The organism is Photobacterium obscurum (assembly GCF_026191635.1).
Lineage (GTDB): Bacteria > Pseudomonadota > Gammaproteobacteria > Enterobacterales > Vibrionaceae > Photobacterium > Photobacterium obscurum.
Genome location: NZ_JAKRRW010000010.1, coordinates 144,668 through 161,889, shown reverse-complemented (window position 1 = coordinate 161,889; position 17,222 = coordinate 144,668). Strand labels below are relative to the sequence as shown.

Genomic DNA, 17,222 nt, shown 5'->3' with positions numbered 1-17,222 from the left:
GTTGGACACATTGACAGTGACCCGCAGTGATAAGGAATATTTGCAGCTCGAAAGAGCTGCATTTTCAGATCCGTTTTCATTTTTAGGCCCTCAATATCAGCCTCAAGGAGTTGCACTTCGCGTGTGGATGCCTGGGGCTGAAAGTGTTGTAGCAATAACTGAAAAAGGTGAGCGTTTCACTTTAACCCGAGAAGCTGACAGCGGCTTTATTTTGGAAGGTGATACGGACTTTACCACTGCAATTTATCAGCTTGAGGTGCGTTGGCCGCAAGGCGAACAAACTATCAACGACCCTTACCAATTCCACAATCTGCTACCATCAGGCGATGCCTTAACAACACCTTCTCAAATGCACAGTGAGATGGGTGCGCAGTTGATTACCCTGAACAAAGGCAATACGCCTGTGTCGGGTGTTCGCTTCTTGATTTTTGCGCCTCATGCGTCAGCAGTCAGTGTGGTTGGTCAATTCAATGCTTGGGATGGGCGCCGAAATCCTCTTCAAAAACTTGATAACGGCCTATGGGGACTATTCATCCCGGGGCTTGAAGAGAACGAGCTGTATAAGTTTGAGCTAAAAGACAGCGAAGGTAACGGCCTTCCGCATAAGGCTGATCCTTGGGGATACTATTCTGAGCAGTATCCGTCATTTGCATCGAAAGTTTATGATCAGTCTCGTTACCAATGGAATGACAGCCAGTGGCAAACTCGCCCTGTTACTGCAAAGCATCAGGAAGCCCTGTCTTTCTATGAGCTTCATGCAGGTTCATGGCGCACCAAAGAAAATGGCGATTTCCTCACTTATCGCGACCTTGCTGATGAGTTGATTCCTTACCTCAATGATATGGGTTATACCCATGTAGAACTGATGCCAATTTCTGAGCATCCTTTTTACGGTTCATGGGGCTACCAGCCGATTGGTTTGTTTTCGCCAAGCAGCCGTTACGGTTCACCGGATGACTTCAAATATTTTGTTGATCAGTGTCACCAGGCTGGCATTGGTGTTGTTCTGGATTGGGTTCCGGCACATTTCCCGTCTGATGATCATGGCCTTGCCAACTTTGATGGTACCGCGCTATTCAATGAGGCTGATCCTCGTCGTGGTTGGCACCAGGACTGGCAGAGCTACATTTATGACTACGGTCGCGATCATGTCCGCCGTTTCCTAGTATCAAATGCGCTGTTCTGGTTTGAGCATTATCATATTGACGGTTTGCGAGTTGATGCGGTTGCCTCAATGCTGTACCTCGATTATTCACGCGAGCATGATCAGTGGATTCCGAACCACGAAGGTGGCAATGTCAATTTTGATGCGGTTAGCCTGCTGCGCTGGATGAACGAAGAAGTCTATCGCCATTATCCTAATGCGATGACCATTGCCGAAGAATCTACTGCTTATCCTGGGGTATCAAAACCTACCGATATGGGCGGTCTTGGCTTTGGCTTCAAGTGGAACATGGGATGGATGCACGATAGCCTCTCTTATATCAAAGAAGAGCCCGTTCATCGTAAATTCCATCACAATACCATTACGTTCCCGTTGGTATATGCGTTCAGTGAAAATTACGTACTGTCTCTATCTCATGATGAAGTGGTATACGGCAAAGGCTCGCTACTGAACAAAATGCCGGGTGACGAGTGGCAACAAACGGCTAACCTGCGTGCCTTTATGGGATATATGTATGGTCAGCCAGGCAAGAAACTCAACTTTATGGGCGCGGAGATCGCGCAAAGTGCGGAATGGGCCCATGAAGGACAGTTAGAGTGGCACTGGCTGCAATACCCTCGTCATCATGGCACGCAGGCTCTTGTCCGTGACCTGAATAAGCTTTATACCAGTACGCCTGCACTTTTTGAGCAAGATTGTGCGCCGGAAGGTTTCGAGTGGCGTGTTCAGGATGACGCTGAAAACAGTGTACTTGCCCATGAGCGTATGGCACTGAATGGCGACAAAGTACTGGTCATTTCAAACTTTACACCCGTACCGCGCGAAGGCTATACCATTGCTGTACCGGAAGCGGGGGAATACCAGCTTCTATTGAATACGGATGATGAAAAATACTGGGGTAGTCAGGCTCCCGTGAAGGCAGTCGTTGAGACTGACAACGAGTCTTACCATGGCTTGCCTTACTCGATTAAGGTGGATTTACCACCGCTATCGACATTATTCTTAGCATTCACTAAGAAATAACAGAACAATGTAAATTGTCCTTAAAAGCCCGTGACTTTGGTCACGGGCTTTTTGTATACCCAAGCTACCTCAAGATGCAGGATTCAGAGTGATATCAGCATGTCCAGTTCAAGGAAAATGACGGCTGGAATGGTGGGCCCATTGCTACGTCATTTGACGCAGAAATAGGCTAGCTGAATCACTCCCGAAGGGCTAGTTGACTGGGCTGGTATGCTGTGTTGCTGCTTTTTAACGTAGAGCTACTATGTCCTCAAATCAGCGCCTTGCCTACGCGGCCCGACCTACCCACCCAGTCATTCTCGCTGAAACGAGCATCTTGAGGTTGTTTGGGTATATATCAAATTCAAATCACTTGGATGTAACAGATAGCTTTGGTTTCGTGATGTGGCTATTGTTTTGACATTTTGCGTCAAATTAACTTACATCAATGCATAGGATTGGGGTTAATGTCACAATATCGCTATTAAGTCGTTTCATCGTACAATATAGAAATGGCAGCGCTTCAAAATAATACTAAGAACAAAATAGAGATAATAATGACAAGACCTGTAAAACAAGCCTCATTGCAAAATGCCGGAAAAGCAGTCGATTATTCAGCTTCGTTGGATTTGATATCCACAACCGATCCGCAAAGTCACATCACTTATGCCAACCAGACCTTCTGCGATATTGCGGGATATACCAAGGAGGAGCTCGTTGACCAACCCCATAATCTAGTACGACATGGTGACATGCCGAAAAAAGCGTTTGAACAGTTATGGCAATACGTCAAGGCTGGCAAGAGCTGGATGGGTATTGTAAAAAATCGTTGTAAAAATGGTGATTATTATTGGGTTTCTGCTTTTGTAACGCCAATTACCGATGAGAAAGGGCAGATCATTGAGTATCAATCGGTTAGAAGCCGGCCGAATGAGGAAGACGTTAAACGAGCAACGGATGCCTACAGTAAGCTGGACAATAATTCGGACAGTATTGCCAGTTTTCGTTTTCGCCAAGGGGGGTGGTTGAACAGCCTGTTGCTACTGGCTTTGCTTGGTTCTGCCGCTCAATTGTTTGTCGATAGCAGTGCCTGGTTGTCGGTCGGGACAACGGCAATGCTGCTTGCCGGGTTAGGAGTAAGTGCCTTTTCCCAGTCTCGCTTAGCTGCGATTCAGGAGCTGGCAAAAAAAGCTTATGACAACCCCGTCATGGAGCCAATTTATACCGGCAAGAAAGATGATTACTCCGTGATTGAACTGGCACTTCGCATGCGCCGAGCCGAACTAAGGGCAATTGTTGGCCGTGCCAGTGAGACATCCGGCGACATTTTGATTTCTGCCGAAGATGAGTTTGCCAATACCCAGCAGATCAAAACCAATTTATCCCAGCAGGCCGAAGCGACCGAGCAGGTCAGCGTGGCGATGGGACAGATGTCTTCTACGGTCAGAGAGGTTGCAGAAAGTGCCGCTCAGGCTTCAGAGTTGGCGACTCAGGCTCAGCAAATGGCAGCAAGCGGTCAGACTAGTGTTGAAAGTACTATCGAATCGGTACATTCGCTACACAGTGAACTGGATAACTCTAAACAGGTTATCAATGCGCTGTCTGAAAGCAGCCGCCAGATTGAGGGGATCCTTGATGTTATTGGCTCTATTGCAGATCAGACAAACTTGTTGGCATTGAATGCGGCGATTGAGGCTGCTCGCGCCGGTGAGGCGGGTCGTGGTTTCGCGGTTGTTGCCGATGAAGTTCGCTCACTGGCACAGAAAACGCAGTCGCAAACAGGTGAAATTCACCAGATGATTAATCATCTCCAAGAAACAGCCAAGCAAGCTGTAGATGCTGTCGAGCGTGGTGGTGAGTTATCAGAGCACTGCCGTCAGCAGGCCATTGAAACGGGGACGCGTCTGAACGAGATTAATGAAATGCTCAATAAAGTCACAGGCAGCAGTCACCAGATCGCGTCGGCTGTTGAGGAGCAGGCGGGTGTCAGTGATGAAATTGCGCGAAATGTCGAACATATTGGTGAGCTAACGTTAATGACTTCTCAAACCAGTGATATGTCGGTTGAAAGCACCCGAATGCTGGTAGAACGCCTGGAAGCGTTGCAGCGCCTGATGGTGCAGTTTAAGCGCGGTTAGCAAAGCTTGTCGCGAATTATTGACGGTAAAACAGTAAACAGCGGGTAACCTTGGTTACCCGCTGTTTTTGTATTTTCGCAGTATAGGGGAAACCAGCTGTTACCCATTACTGTCTACGGCAATTTGGTCATCGTGGATAGATTCCAGAGCCAGGATGCGTCGCTGCTGTGTTGCTGAGAACGATGTTTTTCTCAGCTCACCAATAGCCTCTTGCTGCTCGTCAATGTTTAGATTCAGATCGGCTTTAATTTCCGCACGTTGCTCAAGGTATTGCGTTAGTTTCTGTTTAAAAGCAGTGCGCTTCTCTGCCAATACCTCAAGCCGATTTGCAGCATCTGTTCCTACGAGTTCCTGGTTAGCCAGGAAACGCTCTTGCGAATTCATTATCTTGGTACTTTGCAGACGTGAAAGCAGTTGGGCATTTTGATAACTCTTTTGTAGCTCAGGTGGTAAGTCGTCGATTTCTTGCTGCCATTGATTCTGGAAGTCTTCTTCGCTGGTGGCTTGCTGTTTTAGCTTGAGCTGTTTAAGTGCCAAGTCGCGCAGCTGGTTTTCCTCTGCAAACAGCTTTGCTTGTTCTTCCTGGCTAAAAAAGCGAAGCTGCAACGAGATTATTTGGTCGTTTAATTGCTGAAGCGAATCAATGTCGAGCTGCTCGAATGCTAAAGGTTCTAATGTTTGCAGTGCGGCTTTGTATTGAATGAGTTTTTCGAATAGGTCGGTGTCTAGTTGGTAGGCATTGGCTTGCTGATCATTATACGTTTGGAAGTGTTGTTTCAGGGTATCCAGGTCAGCCTCGCCAAAGCCAGAAAGAAAGTATTCGAATGTATCTCGGGAAGATTCATTGTCGATTTTCGTATCCTGTTGCGAAGCGACCTGAATATCGGACTCATCGGTTGTCATGATGTGATAGTAAAAGACCGCACATGCTGTCCCGACTACACACAGTAAAACAAGTGCGATCTTTTTCATTGCTATAGTCCTTGCTGTTGCAGACGGTTTGCGTGTTGACGATAAAGGGTTGTCGGTGCAGTTTCGAACAAGTGGGTGATACCTAACATACCGTTAATTTCATCGAGGTGGTTCATTTTGTAGTCGTCTCGGATCACCTTGCCAAGATGAGTGCTGCACTGTCCGACAAGGCCGTCATTTGGCTCATCAAAAGCCAGTCCGAGTATGACCATCGCTCCATCGGTAGGGTCTAGAAGATTGGTAAAGTTGCTAGTTCCTGTCCATGAATAATAATAGACGCCGTTGTCAGCAAGAAACTCACCCTCACCACAGTAGCTGGTAGGTACGCCTTCTGGGTATTTTTGGTTGAATTTCGTTAGACCTTCTGTGGTCAGGGCATCAAGCGATGCAAGGGGATCCTGGGGTAGGTGACTACCACCTGACAGTAGATTGATTAGCGTTGTTAACCCTTCTGCAAGCTTGACGGCAACGCCTTCTGGTAGGGAGCCTTCAGGAACGGTGTTGCGGGTAAGATCAGCAATATGGGAGCCTTTGTTTACGCCGCCGATGCTGGTAACCGAGGCAACCAATTCAGGTGCCACAGAGGCGACATATCGTGTTGTTGGACCACCGTGGCTGTGGCCTATCAGGTTAACTTTTTCGGCTCCGGTAACGGCCAAAACCTCTTGTATCTGTGTGAGAAGTTGCTCACCACGTACTTCGGTACTGTTGGTGGCGGAAATCTGGGCAACATAGACGTTTGCACCGCTCTTTGTAAGTGCTTGCGGAATACCGTAGAAATAGTCCATGCCCGCCAATGAATCAAAGCCAAATAAGCCGTGAACGAGCACAATAGGGTATTTAGTCTTGGTATATCCTTCTTGGTTTATTCCGTTAGTACTGGTACCTGCTTGACAGGTAAAAGAAAATAGCCAAATGATTAGAATTGTGGTGAGACGTTTCAATTTTACTCTCCTTATTAGACCTCTTGCGAGTAAAATAATTCTAGTACTAAATTAAGTGCATATCTGGTGAGTTGGTGTGATTGTGATGGGTGACCAGTTATTTGGGCGCTTTTCAACATTATGTGTACGATTGGGAGTGTTGATTAGAGATATCCAAACCCTGCAGTCATCAGTTGAGTTCATTCAATTTGTTTCTACATATATCCTGTGGTGAGGGGCTGGTTTTTATTGATAAGGGGGATGGTATTGATAATTACACCAATCTAGATAGTCAGATAGTCAGATAGTTAGAGGCATTGAATGAGAGTTGATTTTTTAATCTAATGATTTAAAAGATTTAATTATTATTTTGTGTAGTTTGAACTGAGTGAGGTTAGATATCTGACCAGCTATATTGTCACAAAAGCGTCATAAATCCCCCATATTATCTGCGGCCTCTTTATTTTATAAGAATTAAGGGTTTTCTTATAACCCTGGTGCTGCAGATAGGCTAAGCGTGTAAAGCAATTTGCAGCAATTTAATTAAATAGTACAAAAATCCAGACACAAGGATTCGTAATGAGCAAGTTTGGCTTTAAGGCTAGAATTATTACCACAATAGCCATATTAATTTCACTGATACTAATTGCTACTAACTTTTATTCCTATATTCAATTTCGCGATGACAAAACAGCCAGTATCAATCACCTTTCAACTCTCCTTGCTGATGAAGCCAAGCAAAAGATAGAGTCTTGGATACAGCAAAAAATATCGGTGGTGGAAAGTTCTACCAAGTTTTTTAATGAGTATCATCCCGATGCTGAAATGGTTGCGACAGCCAGGTTGCTTACTGAAGCGGCAAAGCTAGCCAGTTTCACAGCTGGATACGAACATGGCGGCTCTTATAGCGAAGGCGGTGTTTCAGAGGCGAACGAATATGACCCTAGAACGAGGGACTGGTATAAAGATGCCCGCAGTGCCGACCATACGATCCTGACTGACATTTACAATGACTTCTATACAAAAAAACCTATGGTCAGTATTGCTAGCCCGATAGATAACGGGGTAGTGCTTGGTGATATTACCATAGAAACGATCCAGCATACTGTCGAGGAAATTCAATTTCCTGGTGCCGTTGCTATGATCCTCGACAGGAATTTTGTACCTCTTGCCTCTACTGATCCTGAGATGCCTGCAGGGAGCGATTTCAATGTTTCTGAGCTGCGGCAGCAAATCATCGGTCAGACAAGTGGTAGTGCTGAGTACGAGCGGAATGGTAGTGAGCGGGTTGCTTTTTTCAACACGATTCAACTATTGGGTGATAACCAGTGGTACATCTTCATTAGTGTGGATAAGTCAGTGGCATATGCTGAAGTAGATAAGGCGCTCAATAGCGGGATCGTTGCTTTATTGCTATCTATCTTGATAGGTGTAACGGTTGTTGTCCTATTGCTTAACCGATTGTATCAACCTATCGTCGCTTTGAAGGAGACTATCGTCGATCTATCACAGGGGAATGGTGATTTGACCCGCCGTCTCACAGTCAATAGCAGTGATGATTTGGGGCAAATTGCAGAAGGCGTTAATACCTTTGTCAATAACCTGCAGCATATGATGCTGGAAGTTATGCAGGCCACCCAACATATTTCTGGTGGGATCAGCCAGCTCCATAACCAAGCCGAGCTCAACAATACCATATTGCAGTCTCACACCGCTGAAACCGAGCAGGTCGTGACTGCAGTAGAAGAAATGAGTTCGACTGCAAGTACTGTCGCCCAAAGTGCCTCGCAGGCGGCTGGTTATACCCAGGAAGCCAATCAGGAAGCTCAGACATCAAAATCTGCAGTTGGACAGGCTGTAGCAGGGGTTAACTCGTTGGTCGAGGAGGTTGAAAGCATGGAAAGTCACATTCACAATATGAATGAAGATACCCAACAGATTAATTCTGTGCTGACGGTGATCGGTGGGATCGCTGAGCAGACTAATCTGCTGGCACTCAATGCCGCGATAGAGGCCGCCCGAGCTGGTGAGCAAGGCCGGGGGTTTGCTGTCGTCGCTGATGAAGTCCGTGCCCTTGCCGGTCGAACCCAGCAGAGTACAGCCGAAATTGCCGAGATGCTGGCCAAATTGACTTCTGGTTCAGAAACCGTGGTTGCTGCGATGGATAAGACCAAGCAAAAATGTCGTCAGACGGCAACTGATACTGAGCAAGTTCATACTAGCCTGGATACGATGAATAACTCGGTTGAGGAAATCAATGACATCAGTAACCAGATTGCTACTGCGGCAGAAGAGCAGAGCTCTGTCTCGGTTGAGATTAGTCGCAATATGTCCGCAATCAGTGAAATGGTTTCCGAGCTGTCCTCTAACTCGGAAAGTGCTGTTGACAGCGCGCAGGCACTGGCTGCTGCCAATGCCCAGCTGGCACGTATTGTGGCCCAGTTTAAGCTGAGTTAAACAAGCCCAAGCATTAAAACCTAAAAAGCAAAGGCGACCATATGGTCGCCTTTTGGTGTCAGCAAATTTATAATGTAACGCTACTTAAATTCAGCCGCTCGCATGCGATTTAGAACCGCCATTACCTCGATCACTCGTGGTTTGGCAAGATCACCATAGTTCGGCATCATGCGGAACCACTCATCATGCAGCATCTGGGCAAACGCTTTGCTCGGATTCTTCTCCCAGCCTTTACTTTGCGCTAACTGGAACCATAGCCAACCGACAGCATTTAGCTGGCTGGCATCGGCAACCTGCTCCAGTGCCTGCAGGTCAATAAACTCACGTCCAAAACGTAAAGATGATTTGCTTTTAACCTGAATTCGGAACTTACCGTCTTCCAGCATGGTCTGCAGCGCCGAGCGGTTAACCTTGCGGGTACGTGGACGCTTGATCTCTTCTGAACCTTCCAACTGACGACGGGTAGGGTGAGTTGCTACGACTTCGCGTGCTTTTGCCGTAACGTCGACAGCCTCGTAGTTGTGCATTTGGATCACGGTGTCGGCTACATCGAGATAATCGCCTGAGCCGCCCATAACAAGCAGTACAGAGATATCAAGCTGATCACGTAACAGCGATATACGATCTACAAGCGGTGTGATTGGCTCATCATTTTTCGCGATCAGCGCCTGCATGCGTTCATCACGGATCATGAAGTTTGATGCCGACGTATCTTCGTCAATTAGCAGCGCTTTAGAGCCTGATTCAATCGATTCTTGCAGCCAAGATGCCTGTGAAGTGGAACCCGATGCATTTTGAGTACTGAAGGCACTGGTATCTTTGCCCATCGGTAGGTTGCTGATGTATGGCGTGAGGTCAACGTTGTGGACACAGCGACCATCTTCCGCTCGGATCTTGGAGGCCGTATCGTCAGAAACGATGTATTCACGGCCATCGCCAGGAATATGATCGTAAACTGAATTCTCAATGGCATTTAGCAGGGTTGATTTACCGTGGAAACCACCGCCGACAATCATGGTGATGCCTACTGGCACGCCCATACCGCGAACCGTACCTTTGTGCGGGGCTTCCAGCTCAACGGCTAGACTTTCTGGGCTGACGAAAGGAACGGCGTCAGCCATTGGCAGATCACTGTTACCAGCCAGACGAGGAAGAATACTTTCATCGGCAACGAAAGCCATTAGGCCTTTGTCTTTAAGTTGTCGACGAAGTGCAACCTGATCTTCAATTGTTTCACAATGGCGTTTCATTTCATCCAATGGTAATTCGCGGGCAATGGTTGCACGGCGAATGATCTTTGGCATGGTGAAGGTCAGCAGATTCGCTGTCTTCTTGGCGATAATGGTGCGGCCGTCAGCTGGTAGGTTAATGCGGAAGCGAAGCTCGATAGCATCATCATCAAAAACAACGGCAGTGCGATCAAGGACAGCCTGACCCGGACGATCAATCTGAATTTCATTGATTTGTTGTGCTAAATCAGCGAATTGGCGTGCAATAAAATCACGTGCAGCACGCTGGTAATCGACTGACTGCTCTTTTAACCATTCAAGATCGGTTAAAGACCACTTGCGGCGGGCGCGGACGCGAGAGGCTGGCGCAAAGGGATCAGCTTGTGTCGAATCGATATAAAAGTCGAAGTCAACGAATTGATATTCTCCACGCAGACTTGAGTAGCTGCGGTAATTATGACGGTCAATTTTATGTAATTTGGCTTCGAGTAATTGCATATCGCCTCGATATCGTTCTTGAAAATTCCGGGGGCTGGATTCTACACGAAAGGCACCCTAATCGGTACAATTATCTGTTGTTTTCAGATGGCTAGGTTTCCTCTTAACCTACCTTAAGTACTATAACGAATTATGGTTGCCTTCCTTTGAAGGAAGTAAGAAAAGGATTGTAATTGTTGGCATAACATTGACTCTTTCCTTCTTTCCACTTTGGTCTAATTGTGAAATATCGCTGATTCGCTATGTTGATATTAGTTTATACCCAGTCATTCTCGTTGATGCTGCATTTTGAAGTCGTTTGGGTATGAATGACAGCTAGGAAAGGAGAAGTCATGCTGGAAACCACGATGAATTTTGCAGAAATTGTTTTGATTGTGTCCGGGTTGCTGTTTATTACCAAGAGTGTCTTTCAGTATGGAAAACGAACCCATGACTGGTCAGGGGTAGTGAAAATGTTCTACAAACGTGTTGCTATGGATACTGCGGAATATAAATGGTACCGCCTGGGTGTCAGTTGTTTCGTGGTTGGGGTTGTAGTGAGGATCGTTAACCTGACATTTTGGCCAGTGTGAGTATCACGTTTAACTGATAAAAAATGCAGCAATGGCTGCATTTTTTATGTTAGACGGTTTGGTTTAATTGCGGGGCAGAGGCAAAACAAGTTCAGCTTTCAAGCCTCCTAGGGCACTGTTGCTTAAGGTGAGACTCCCACGATAGCTATGTGCTAGCTCGCTAACAATGTTAAGACCTAAACCAGTACCGGGGGTGCTTTCGTCGAGGCGAACACCACGTTTTAATACCGATTCGTACTTACTTTTATCAATACCTGGGCCATCATCTTCGATGATGATCGAAACCTGCTGTGAGTTAGTGTCAGACTGGTGTACACGGATCAGACTCTTCGACCATTTATAGCTGTTCTCAATCAGGTTTCCGATGATTTCATCGAGGTCGCGCTTCTCAACGGCAACATTGAGCTCGCTGTCTAATTCATTGACCAAGACCACTCCGCGATTAGCATAGACTTTATCCATCGCGAGAGAAATGGCGTCGACACGTGTCGAGGGCGCAGTTTTTGCCGCTAGGATATTGGCGGCTCCTGCCATTCTTGCTCGACCTAAGTGATAATCGATATGTTGTTGTAATTGAAGTAAAGGCGGAGATAATTTTTGTTTTGTGTTCTCATCCAGTAATCCGACTTCATTGTTCAACACCGCAATTGGGGTTTTTAATGCGTGCGAAAGGTTTCCGGCATGGTTTCTCGCCCTTTCGAGTAGCTCCTGATAATGAAATAGAAGAGCGTTCAAGTCATCAATGACTGGACGAATTTCGGCAGGGTAGAATCCAGTAAGCTCGGTAGATTGTCCTTCTCGGACTTTCTTTAGGTTATTTTGCAGCTTTCTTAGCGGCCAAAGTGACCAACTGACTTGCAGCCAGGTCAAGACCAGAATACCAATAGCCATGGTTAGGAGGATGATCCACAGGCCATGCGTGAGCTGCTGTAAGGTTGCCACTAATTTGTCCTGGTTTGCGGCAATGGCAAGTTCCACAGGCTCATCGATTTCCGGGAGGAAAAATTTTCGTTTGACCACCAGTAGTGATTGTTCGTTAGGGCCTATATAGCCGTCTTCCTCATTACCGGAGATTTGGGTGTCCCATAACGAGCGTGAGCGAATTTGAGTGTCGTTGACGCTTAATGCCCAATACAAACCACTATAGGGTGATTGAAAGCGAGGGTTAGAGAGTTTGCTAGGCAGTGATAGCTTACCGGTTGAATCGACATCGGCAAGACCTGTTAACTCATCTAGGTATAAGTAAAGCTGCTGTTTCTCCTGATCGATGAGGTAGCTTTTGATAAAGCTAGGTACCACATACCCGGCGGCCAAGGTAATGATAAATAGCCATACAGTCGCCGCAAGTAATAGGCGACTGCGAAGGCTTGGCAAGTGTTTTGCGCGTGCATTAATTGGCATTGATGCGGTATCCGAGTCCTCGAACCGTTTTGATCACGTCGCCACCAATTTTCCGGCGTATGCGGCCGATAAAAACTTCAATGGTGTTGGAATCGCGATCAAAATCCTGCTTGTAAATATGTTCGACTAACTCGCTGCGTGAAATCACCTTGTCTGAGTTATGCATCATGTAAGACAGCACTTTGAATTCCAAGGCGGTTAGATCTACTGCCTCCCCCTGATACAGAACTTTTGAGGTGCGTGTATCTAGGCTTATGCCGCTGGCCTGGATGATTGGTGAAGCATTGCCGCTTGAACGGCGTAATTGAGCACGTAAGCGGGCAATAAGTTCTACCATCTGGAACGGTTTGGTTAGGTAGTCATCTGCACCGGCATTCAAGCCTTCGACACGCTGGGTGAGTTCGTTTCGGGCACTCAGAATCACAACCGGGGTATTTACGTTCTCGTCACGGATCCCCTTAAGCACCGTGAGGCCATCAAGCTTTGGCAGGCCAAGGTCAAGAACAATCGCATCCCAAGGCTCTGATGTGGCTCGATATAGGGCATCAATGCCATCAGAAGATAGTTCAGCGACCCAGCCACTTTGCTCTAGGCCACTCACAATCTGCTCTCCCAGCGTGATTTCATCTTCGACGACTAGTATTTTCATTCGGATACCTTGATGACATTTTCCAGGCCGCGGCCTTTAATTTCGATAATAGAAAGCGTTTTAGCCTCGTACTCCACCTTGACGATATTATTATTGGAATCAATGAGTTTTAATTCGTAAATCCAGATATCATCATCTTCCTCCAGCTCAACTTTAATGATCCGGCCGTTGAGCTGTTTACTGACAGTTGCCTGCAGGGCCGAAAACGGCTGGATGAGTCCTTGTTGAACCGCTTCCATAACATCATCATGATCTTCATCAATTTCTAGCGTTGGGGCCGCACTTGCGAACGGCACTAGAAAAAAGATCATGCAAAGTATAGTGAGTAATCGCTTATTTATATTCATGTTATAGATTGTAACTGAAGTTGATTGAACCGAAAATGAATAAGAGGGCTAGCGTGTGATGGGGCTCTCGGCTTGCTCGTAATCTGGGTGAAGCCCGGATAAAAACATCATCAATTCGTTGTTTAAAATATCACCCTCAAACGATCGTTTCTTATTATTAGTGGCACATGATGACAAAGCATTGTTGTTCTTTGTTAGATATCACTGTCCGGGCGGGTTCTGATAAAGCGGGCAAAGCGAGGGATCCCACTGTCGGTATAGCCGTTATAGCGATAGTTGATAATGGTGCCTAGCTGGGGAGGGGATTCGCGATCTGAATCTGTAAAGCCAGAACCAATCTTGAATTTCTTATTGCCTGCGGTCAGTACCCAGACTGCGCCCATTTTACCCTTGTATTTGCCTCTTCCTTCTTCGTAGCCAATAACAATAGCCTCGGCATCTTGATGGTGCTTTATCTTTAGCAATAGTTCTGAACGGCCTTGATGATAAAGGTTGTCTTTGTGGTGAAGCATCAGGCCTTCTCCGCCAGCTTCGGTGATTTGATTTAGCTGATTTTCCAAGGCTACCGTGCTATCAAGCGAGTGTTGAGGTAAAACCCGAATATGAGGGCGGTTAACGGTCGTTACAATGGCCTTGAGCTGATCTAGCCGAAGTGCGAATCTATCGTTGCTGGATGGCAGGTCAAAGACCATGAATTTAACCTTTTGCCATTGTTCGTTGTCGGGGTTGTGATCTAAGACTGTTGCGGCGACTTGCTGAAACGTACCGGGCCCTATCCATAATTCACCGTCAAGCATGACATTCTTAGGAAGAGAAGTGGTAAACCATGAAGGGGCAGATATAGGGTTTCCTGAGCGAGTTACCAGTTGGCGGCCTGTCCAGACTGCACGTATGCCGTCTAGTTTTTCACTGATGTAATAAGCATTGATGTTGTTTTGGGTATGATCCGAGGCGGTAAATAAAGTGATGTCGGCATTTTTAGCTTGCATCGTGTCGGGAGCACCTGTCGCTTCTAGGTGAAAAGGGCTAAGTATAAGGGTAATAGTTGCTGCTAATCGTGAAAGGCCCGAAGGTGGCATTGTTGGAAAGGATATTCTCATCTTACTGACTCCTTGTATTAGATCGCTCTTATTTACAATAGAACTCTTACGTTATGGCTAATAAAGCGGTGGGGTAAATCCAGGCGATAGAATATTTATACGTTGTGTGGTGTAACTGGTGTTTTTCAATACCGATAATCATGTGTTTAGGAAATAGTTGCGACTAATACCCATAAGGTAGATTGTCAGTATCAGGGTATAGCTGGAATGAGGTTGTATATGGTGATGCTGTAGTGAGTCATGTAGAATCGGCGGCTTTGATTTGACAATCAAATAATCCAACTTGGTACTAAAACAGCTTTATACAGTGACGTATTAACATGCAGCTTGCACAGCAAAAAATCGGTGATTTTCTAAATCGCAAAAACATAGAACTTTCCGCTCGAACCTACTTCGTTCATGCCATGAGCTATATGGCACTGGGCTTATTTTCCTCATTATTGATTGGTTCGATACTAAATACCCTCGGTGTAAAATTTGGTATTCCGCTATTTTCGGAAACCTTGTGGCCTATTGCAAAGCAGATGACAGGCCCTGCGATTGGGGTGGCGATTGCCTATGCGCTTAAAGCTCCACCGCTAGTTTTATTCTCTGCGACAACAGCAGGCGCAGCAGGTGCGGCAATGGGCGGTCCGGTGGGGGCATATATCGCCTCTGTCGTGGCGACAGAGTGCGGAAAGCTAGTAGCGAATGAAACAAAAATAGATATTTTGATCACGCCAGCAGTGACGGTAATTGTCGGTGTTACCGTCGGTAGCCTGATCGGCCCACAAGTAGGGGCGTTAATGACAGCTCTGGGTGATGTCATTATGTATGCCACGCAGCTACAGCCGTTGATGATGGGGATGATTGTGGCTGTGCTGATGGGGATGGCACTGACCTTACCAATCAGTAGCGCTGCGATTGCGATTATGCTGAGCTTGAACGGGTTAGCCGCTGGCGCCGCTACGGTGGGGTGCTGTGCGCAGATGGTAGGTTTCGCAGTGATGGGCTTCCGCGAGAATCGTTGGGCAGGCGTTGTGGCCCAGGGGTTAGGTACTTCTATGCTGCAAATGCCCAATATCATCAAGAATCATAAGATTTGGTTACCGCCAATTATTGCTTCAGCTATCTTGGGGCCAATAGCGACCCTGGTGTTCGCCATGGAGAACACTCCCCTAGGTGCCGGTATGGGAACATCGGGCTTCGTAGGACAAATCCAATCCTTTATCGCATTGGATGCAGCAGGATGGCAAAGCAGCGAGATATACATGGCAATCGCGCTTTTGCATTTGCTTCTACCTGCGTTGATCACGTTTGCCATTGCCGAGGTTATGCGGAAATTAGGTTGGATTAAGCCTGGTGATCTGACTCTGAACCTGACATCGAAGTAACGCAAGGAATGGACTTGCCTTATTGCAATCGTAAAAAGGAGCAAATGGTTTTGCTCCTTTTTTTGAGTTAAAGATACTGGTAACGTGACGTTCAATCAGACTTTTACCTTGTTTTACATCGATTTTGATATAAACATGACACAAGGGAGTTATCTAGCTGATAATATTGGAATATCGTTTGTTACCCAAAGTGCTGTGTTTCACGTAAGCGTGGGCAGAAGTCAAGAGTGGGTACTTGGAAGAAAAGCGGGTTCAATGAGCATGATGACATCCTGGAAAGTTTCATTAGTTGTTGGTTTTGTGTTGGGAAGTGTATTGGCTTCTGCTGTTTGGAATCGGAATCCCGGACCAAGCCAAGATGAATATGAGTTGCTGCAGCACAAGAATGCCCAACTTGAAGAGAAGAGACAGATGCTCCAGGAGAGTTTTGAAGCGCTTGAAGCCCAAAAGGCATTAGAACTGGAACAAGCATTTACTCAGTTGGAGCAGAAACAAGCGGAGTTGGTTCAGCAAAAAGCAGATTTTGAAAAGCAGCTTGCCCAACTGAAACAGCAGCAGAAAAAGCTGAGCGTAACCAAGAAGAAGCTTGACACCAAGGTGGTTGAACTGAAGACAACCGCTGAAAAACAGCAAGTTGTGCTAACTCATTCTAAAGAGCTTTATCAGCAGCAACTACTGTTACAGAAGCAGGTTGCACAGGCAAAAGTGGATGTTAGCAGTGCCAAGAGAGTGGCTAAAGATTTCAAGCAAGCCTGTGATGAATTCAAATCAGGCACCAGCTGGAACTGGGTTTCACAGGCAGACTGCGACAAATATGAAGCTAAGCTAAAAGCGGTGTCTGATGAAGAGGCGCAGCTTACCGCGCTGGAAGTTGAGTTGGAACAGCTTAATGAGAAGATTGAAATTAGTCTGCCAAAGAATTAAGTTGAGTTACTGATTTTAAATAATGAAGGCGAGGTTAATCCTCGTCTTTTTTATATGGGGGCTAGTCGCAATGACTAATATAATGTGCAACATACCAGCCGAATTACCAGAAGAAGTCTTTGAAGATATCGTGAAGACTTCTTCTGTGCGTATCGAGCGGATTATCTCAAAAGGGCATACCACACCAAATGAAGATTGGTACGATCAAGATGAGCATGAGTGGGTCTTGGTGGTAAAAGGTGAAGCAAGAATACGGATTGAAGAAAACAACCGTGAAATTCATTTGCAGGAAGGCGATTATATTAATATCCCTGCCCATCAGCGGCACCAGGTTTCATGGACTCCACCCGATACGGAAACGATCTGGCTCGCCGTCTTTTATTCATAAAAGGCCATCGATAGAAAGTCGGTATTAGTAAAACAGCTCAAACCTATGAGCTGTTTTTATGGGGGCAGGTTGCAGGCCACTTAG

At 46.4% G+C, this 17,222-nt stretch carries 14 protein-coding genes; 7 read left to right on the top strand and 7 right to left on the bottom strand.

Annotated elements, in window-relative coordinates:
* The first annotated feature begins 40 nt into the window (after nt 1-40).
* Both glgB and MD588_RS14395 read left to right on the top strand, forming a co-directional pair.
* Nucleotides 41-2,188 (top strand): 1,4-alpha-glucan branching protein GlgB, encoded by a 2,148-nt coding sequence (gene glgB, locus MD588_RS14400; RefSeq protein WP_407676572.1) that lies wholly within the window; start codon nt 41-43, stop codon nt 2,186-2,188.
* 536 nt (nt 2,189-2,724) lie between these two features.
* Nucleotides 2,725-4,305, top strand: coding sequence for a methyl-accepting chemotaxis protein (locus tag MD588_RS14395; RefSeq protein ID WP_265698063.1), 1,581 nt, complete (start codon nt 2,725-2,727; stop codon nt 4,303-4,305).
* Nucleotides 4,306-4,404: 99 nt separating this feature from the next.
* Here MD588_RS14395 and MD588_RS14390 read toward each other — a convergent pair whose 3' ends face one another.
* Nucleotides 4,405-5,277 carry a lipase secretion chaperone gene (locus MD588_RS14390; protein WP_265698062.1) on the bottom strand — a complete coding sequence of 291 codons (873 nt, stop codon included), beginning with the start codon at nt 5,275-5,277 and terminating at the stop codon, nt 4,405-4,407.
* A gap of 2 nt (nt 5,278-5,279) precedes the next feature.
* On the bottom strand, nt 5,280-6,197 hold the full coding sequence (locus tag MD588_RS14385; RefSeq protein ID WP_456107235.1) for a lipase family alpha/beta hydrolase: 918 nt from the start codon (nt 6,195-6,197) through the stop codon (nt 5,280-5,282).
* Nucleotides 6,198-6,779: 582 nt separating this feature from the next.
* Between MD588_RS14385 and MD588_RS14380 the strand changes: the two genes are divergently transcribed.
* Complete coding sequence (locus tag MD588_RS14380) at nt 6,780-8,657, top strand: methyl-accepting chemotaxis protein (protein WP_265698061.1); 1,878 nt, start codon at nt 6,780-6,782, stop codon at nt 8,655-8,657.
* An 80-nt stretch (nt 8,658-8,737) separates the two neighbouring features.
* On the opposite strand, the gene MD588_RS14375 is transcribed toward MD588_RS14380, so the two are convergent.
* Nucleotides 8,738-10,384, bottom strand: a complete 1,647-nt coding sequence (locus MD588_RS14375; protein ID WP_265698060.1) for an ABC-ATPase domain-containing protein — start codon at nt 10,382-10,384, stop codon at nt 8,738-8,740.
* A 332-nt stretch (nt 10,385-10,716) separates the two neighbouring features.
* Between MD588_RS14375 and MD588_RS14370 the strand changes: the two genes are divergently transcribed.
* Nucleotides 10,717-10,956, top strand: coding sequence for a hypothetical protein (locus MD588_RS14370; protein WP_407676571.1), 240 nt, complete (start codon nt 10,717-10,719; stop codon nt 10,954-10,956).
* Nucleotides 10,957-11,019: 63 nt separating this feature from the next.
* Here MD588_RS14370 and MD588_RS14365 read toward each other — a convergent pair whose 3' ends face one another.
* The 4 genes from MD588_RS14365 to MD588_RS14350 form a co-directional block, all read right to left on the bottom strand.
* Complete coding sequence (locus tag MD588_RS14365) at nt 11,020-12,357, bottom strand: ATP-binding protein (RefSeq protein WP_265698059.1); 1,338 nt, start codon at nt 12,355-12,357, stop codon at nt 11,020-11,022.
* On the bottom strand, nt 12,347-13,006 hold the full coding sequence (locus tag MD588_RS14360) for a response regulator transcription factor (RefSeq protein ID WP_265698058.1): 660 nt from the start codon (nt 13,004-13,006) through the stop codon (nt 12,347-12,349). The genes MD588_RS14365 and MD588_RS14360 overlap by 11 nt, the downstream gene beginning before the upstream one ends.
* Complete coding sequence (locus MD588_RS14355) at nt 13,003-13,302, bottom strand: PepSY domain-containing protein (protein ID WP_265698057.1); 300 nt, start codon at nt 13,300-13,302, stop codon at nt 13,003-13,005. The genes MD588_RS14360 and MD588_RS14355 overlap by 4 nt, the downstream gene beginning before the upstream one ends.
* A gap of 245 nt (nt 13,303-13,547) precedes the next feature.
* The gene (locus MD588_RS14350; protein WP_265698056.1) at nt 13,548-14,453 is read right to left on the bottom strand and encodes a DNA ligase; all 906 of its coding nucleotides are present in this window, start codon (nt 14,451-14,453) and stop codon (nt 13,548-13,550) included.
* 320 nt (nt 14,454-14,773) lie between these two features.
* Between MD588_RS14350 and MD588_RS14345 the strand changes: the two genes are divergently transcribed.
* From MD588_RS14345 to MD588_RS14335, 3 genes are all read left to right on the top strand, one after another.
* Nucleotides 14,774-15,826, top strand: coding sequence for a PTS transporter subunit IIC (locus MD588_RS14345; protein ID WP_265698055.1), 1,053 nt, complete (start codon nt 14,774-14,776; stop codon nt 15,824-15,826).
* Between the two features lie 255 nt (nt 15,827-16,081).
* Nucleotides 16,082-16,750, top strand: coding sequence for a chromosome segregation ATPase (locus MD588_RS14340; RefSeq protein WP_265698054.1), 669 nt, complete (start codon nt 16,082-16,084; stop codon nt 16,748-16,750).
* Between the two features lie 70 nt (nt 16,751-16,820).
* Nucleotides 16,821-17,138: a cupin domain-containing protein gene (locus tag MD588_RS14335; RefSeq protein ID WP_265698053.1), complete on the top strand. Its 318-nt coding sequence runs from the start codon at nt 16,821-16,823 to the stop codon at nt 17,136-17,138.
* Nucleotides 17,139-17,222: the final 84 nt, after the last annotated feature.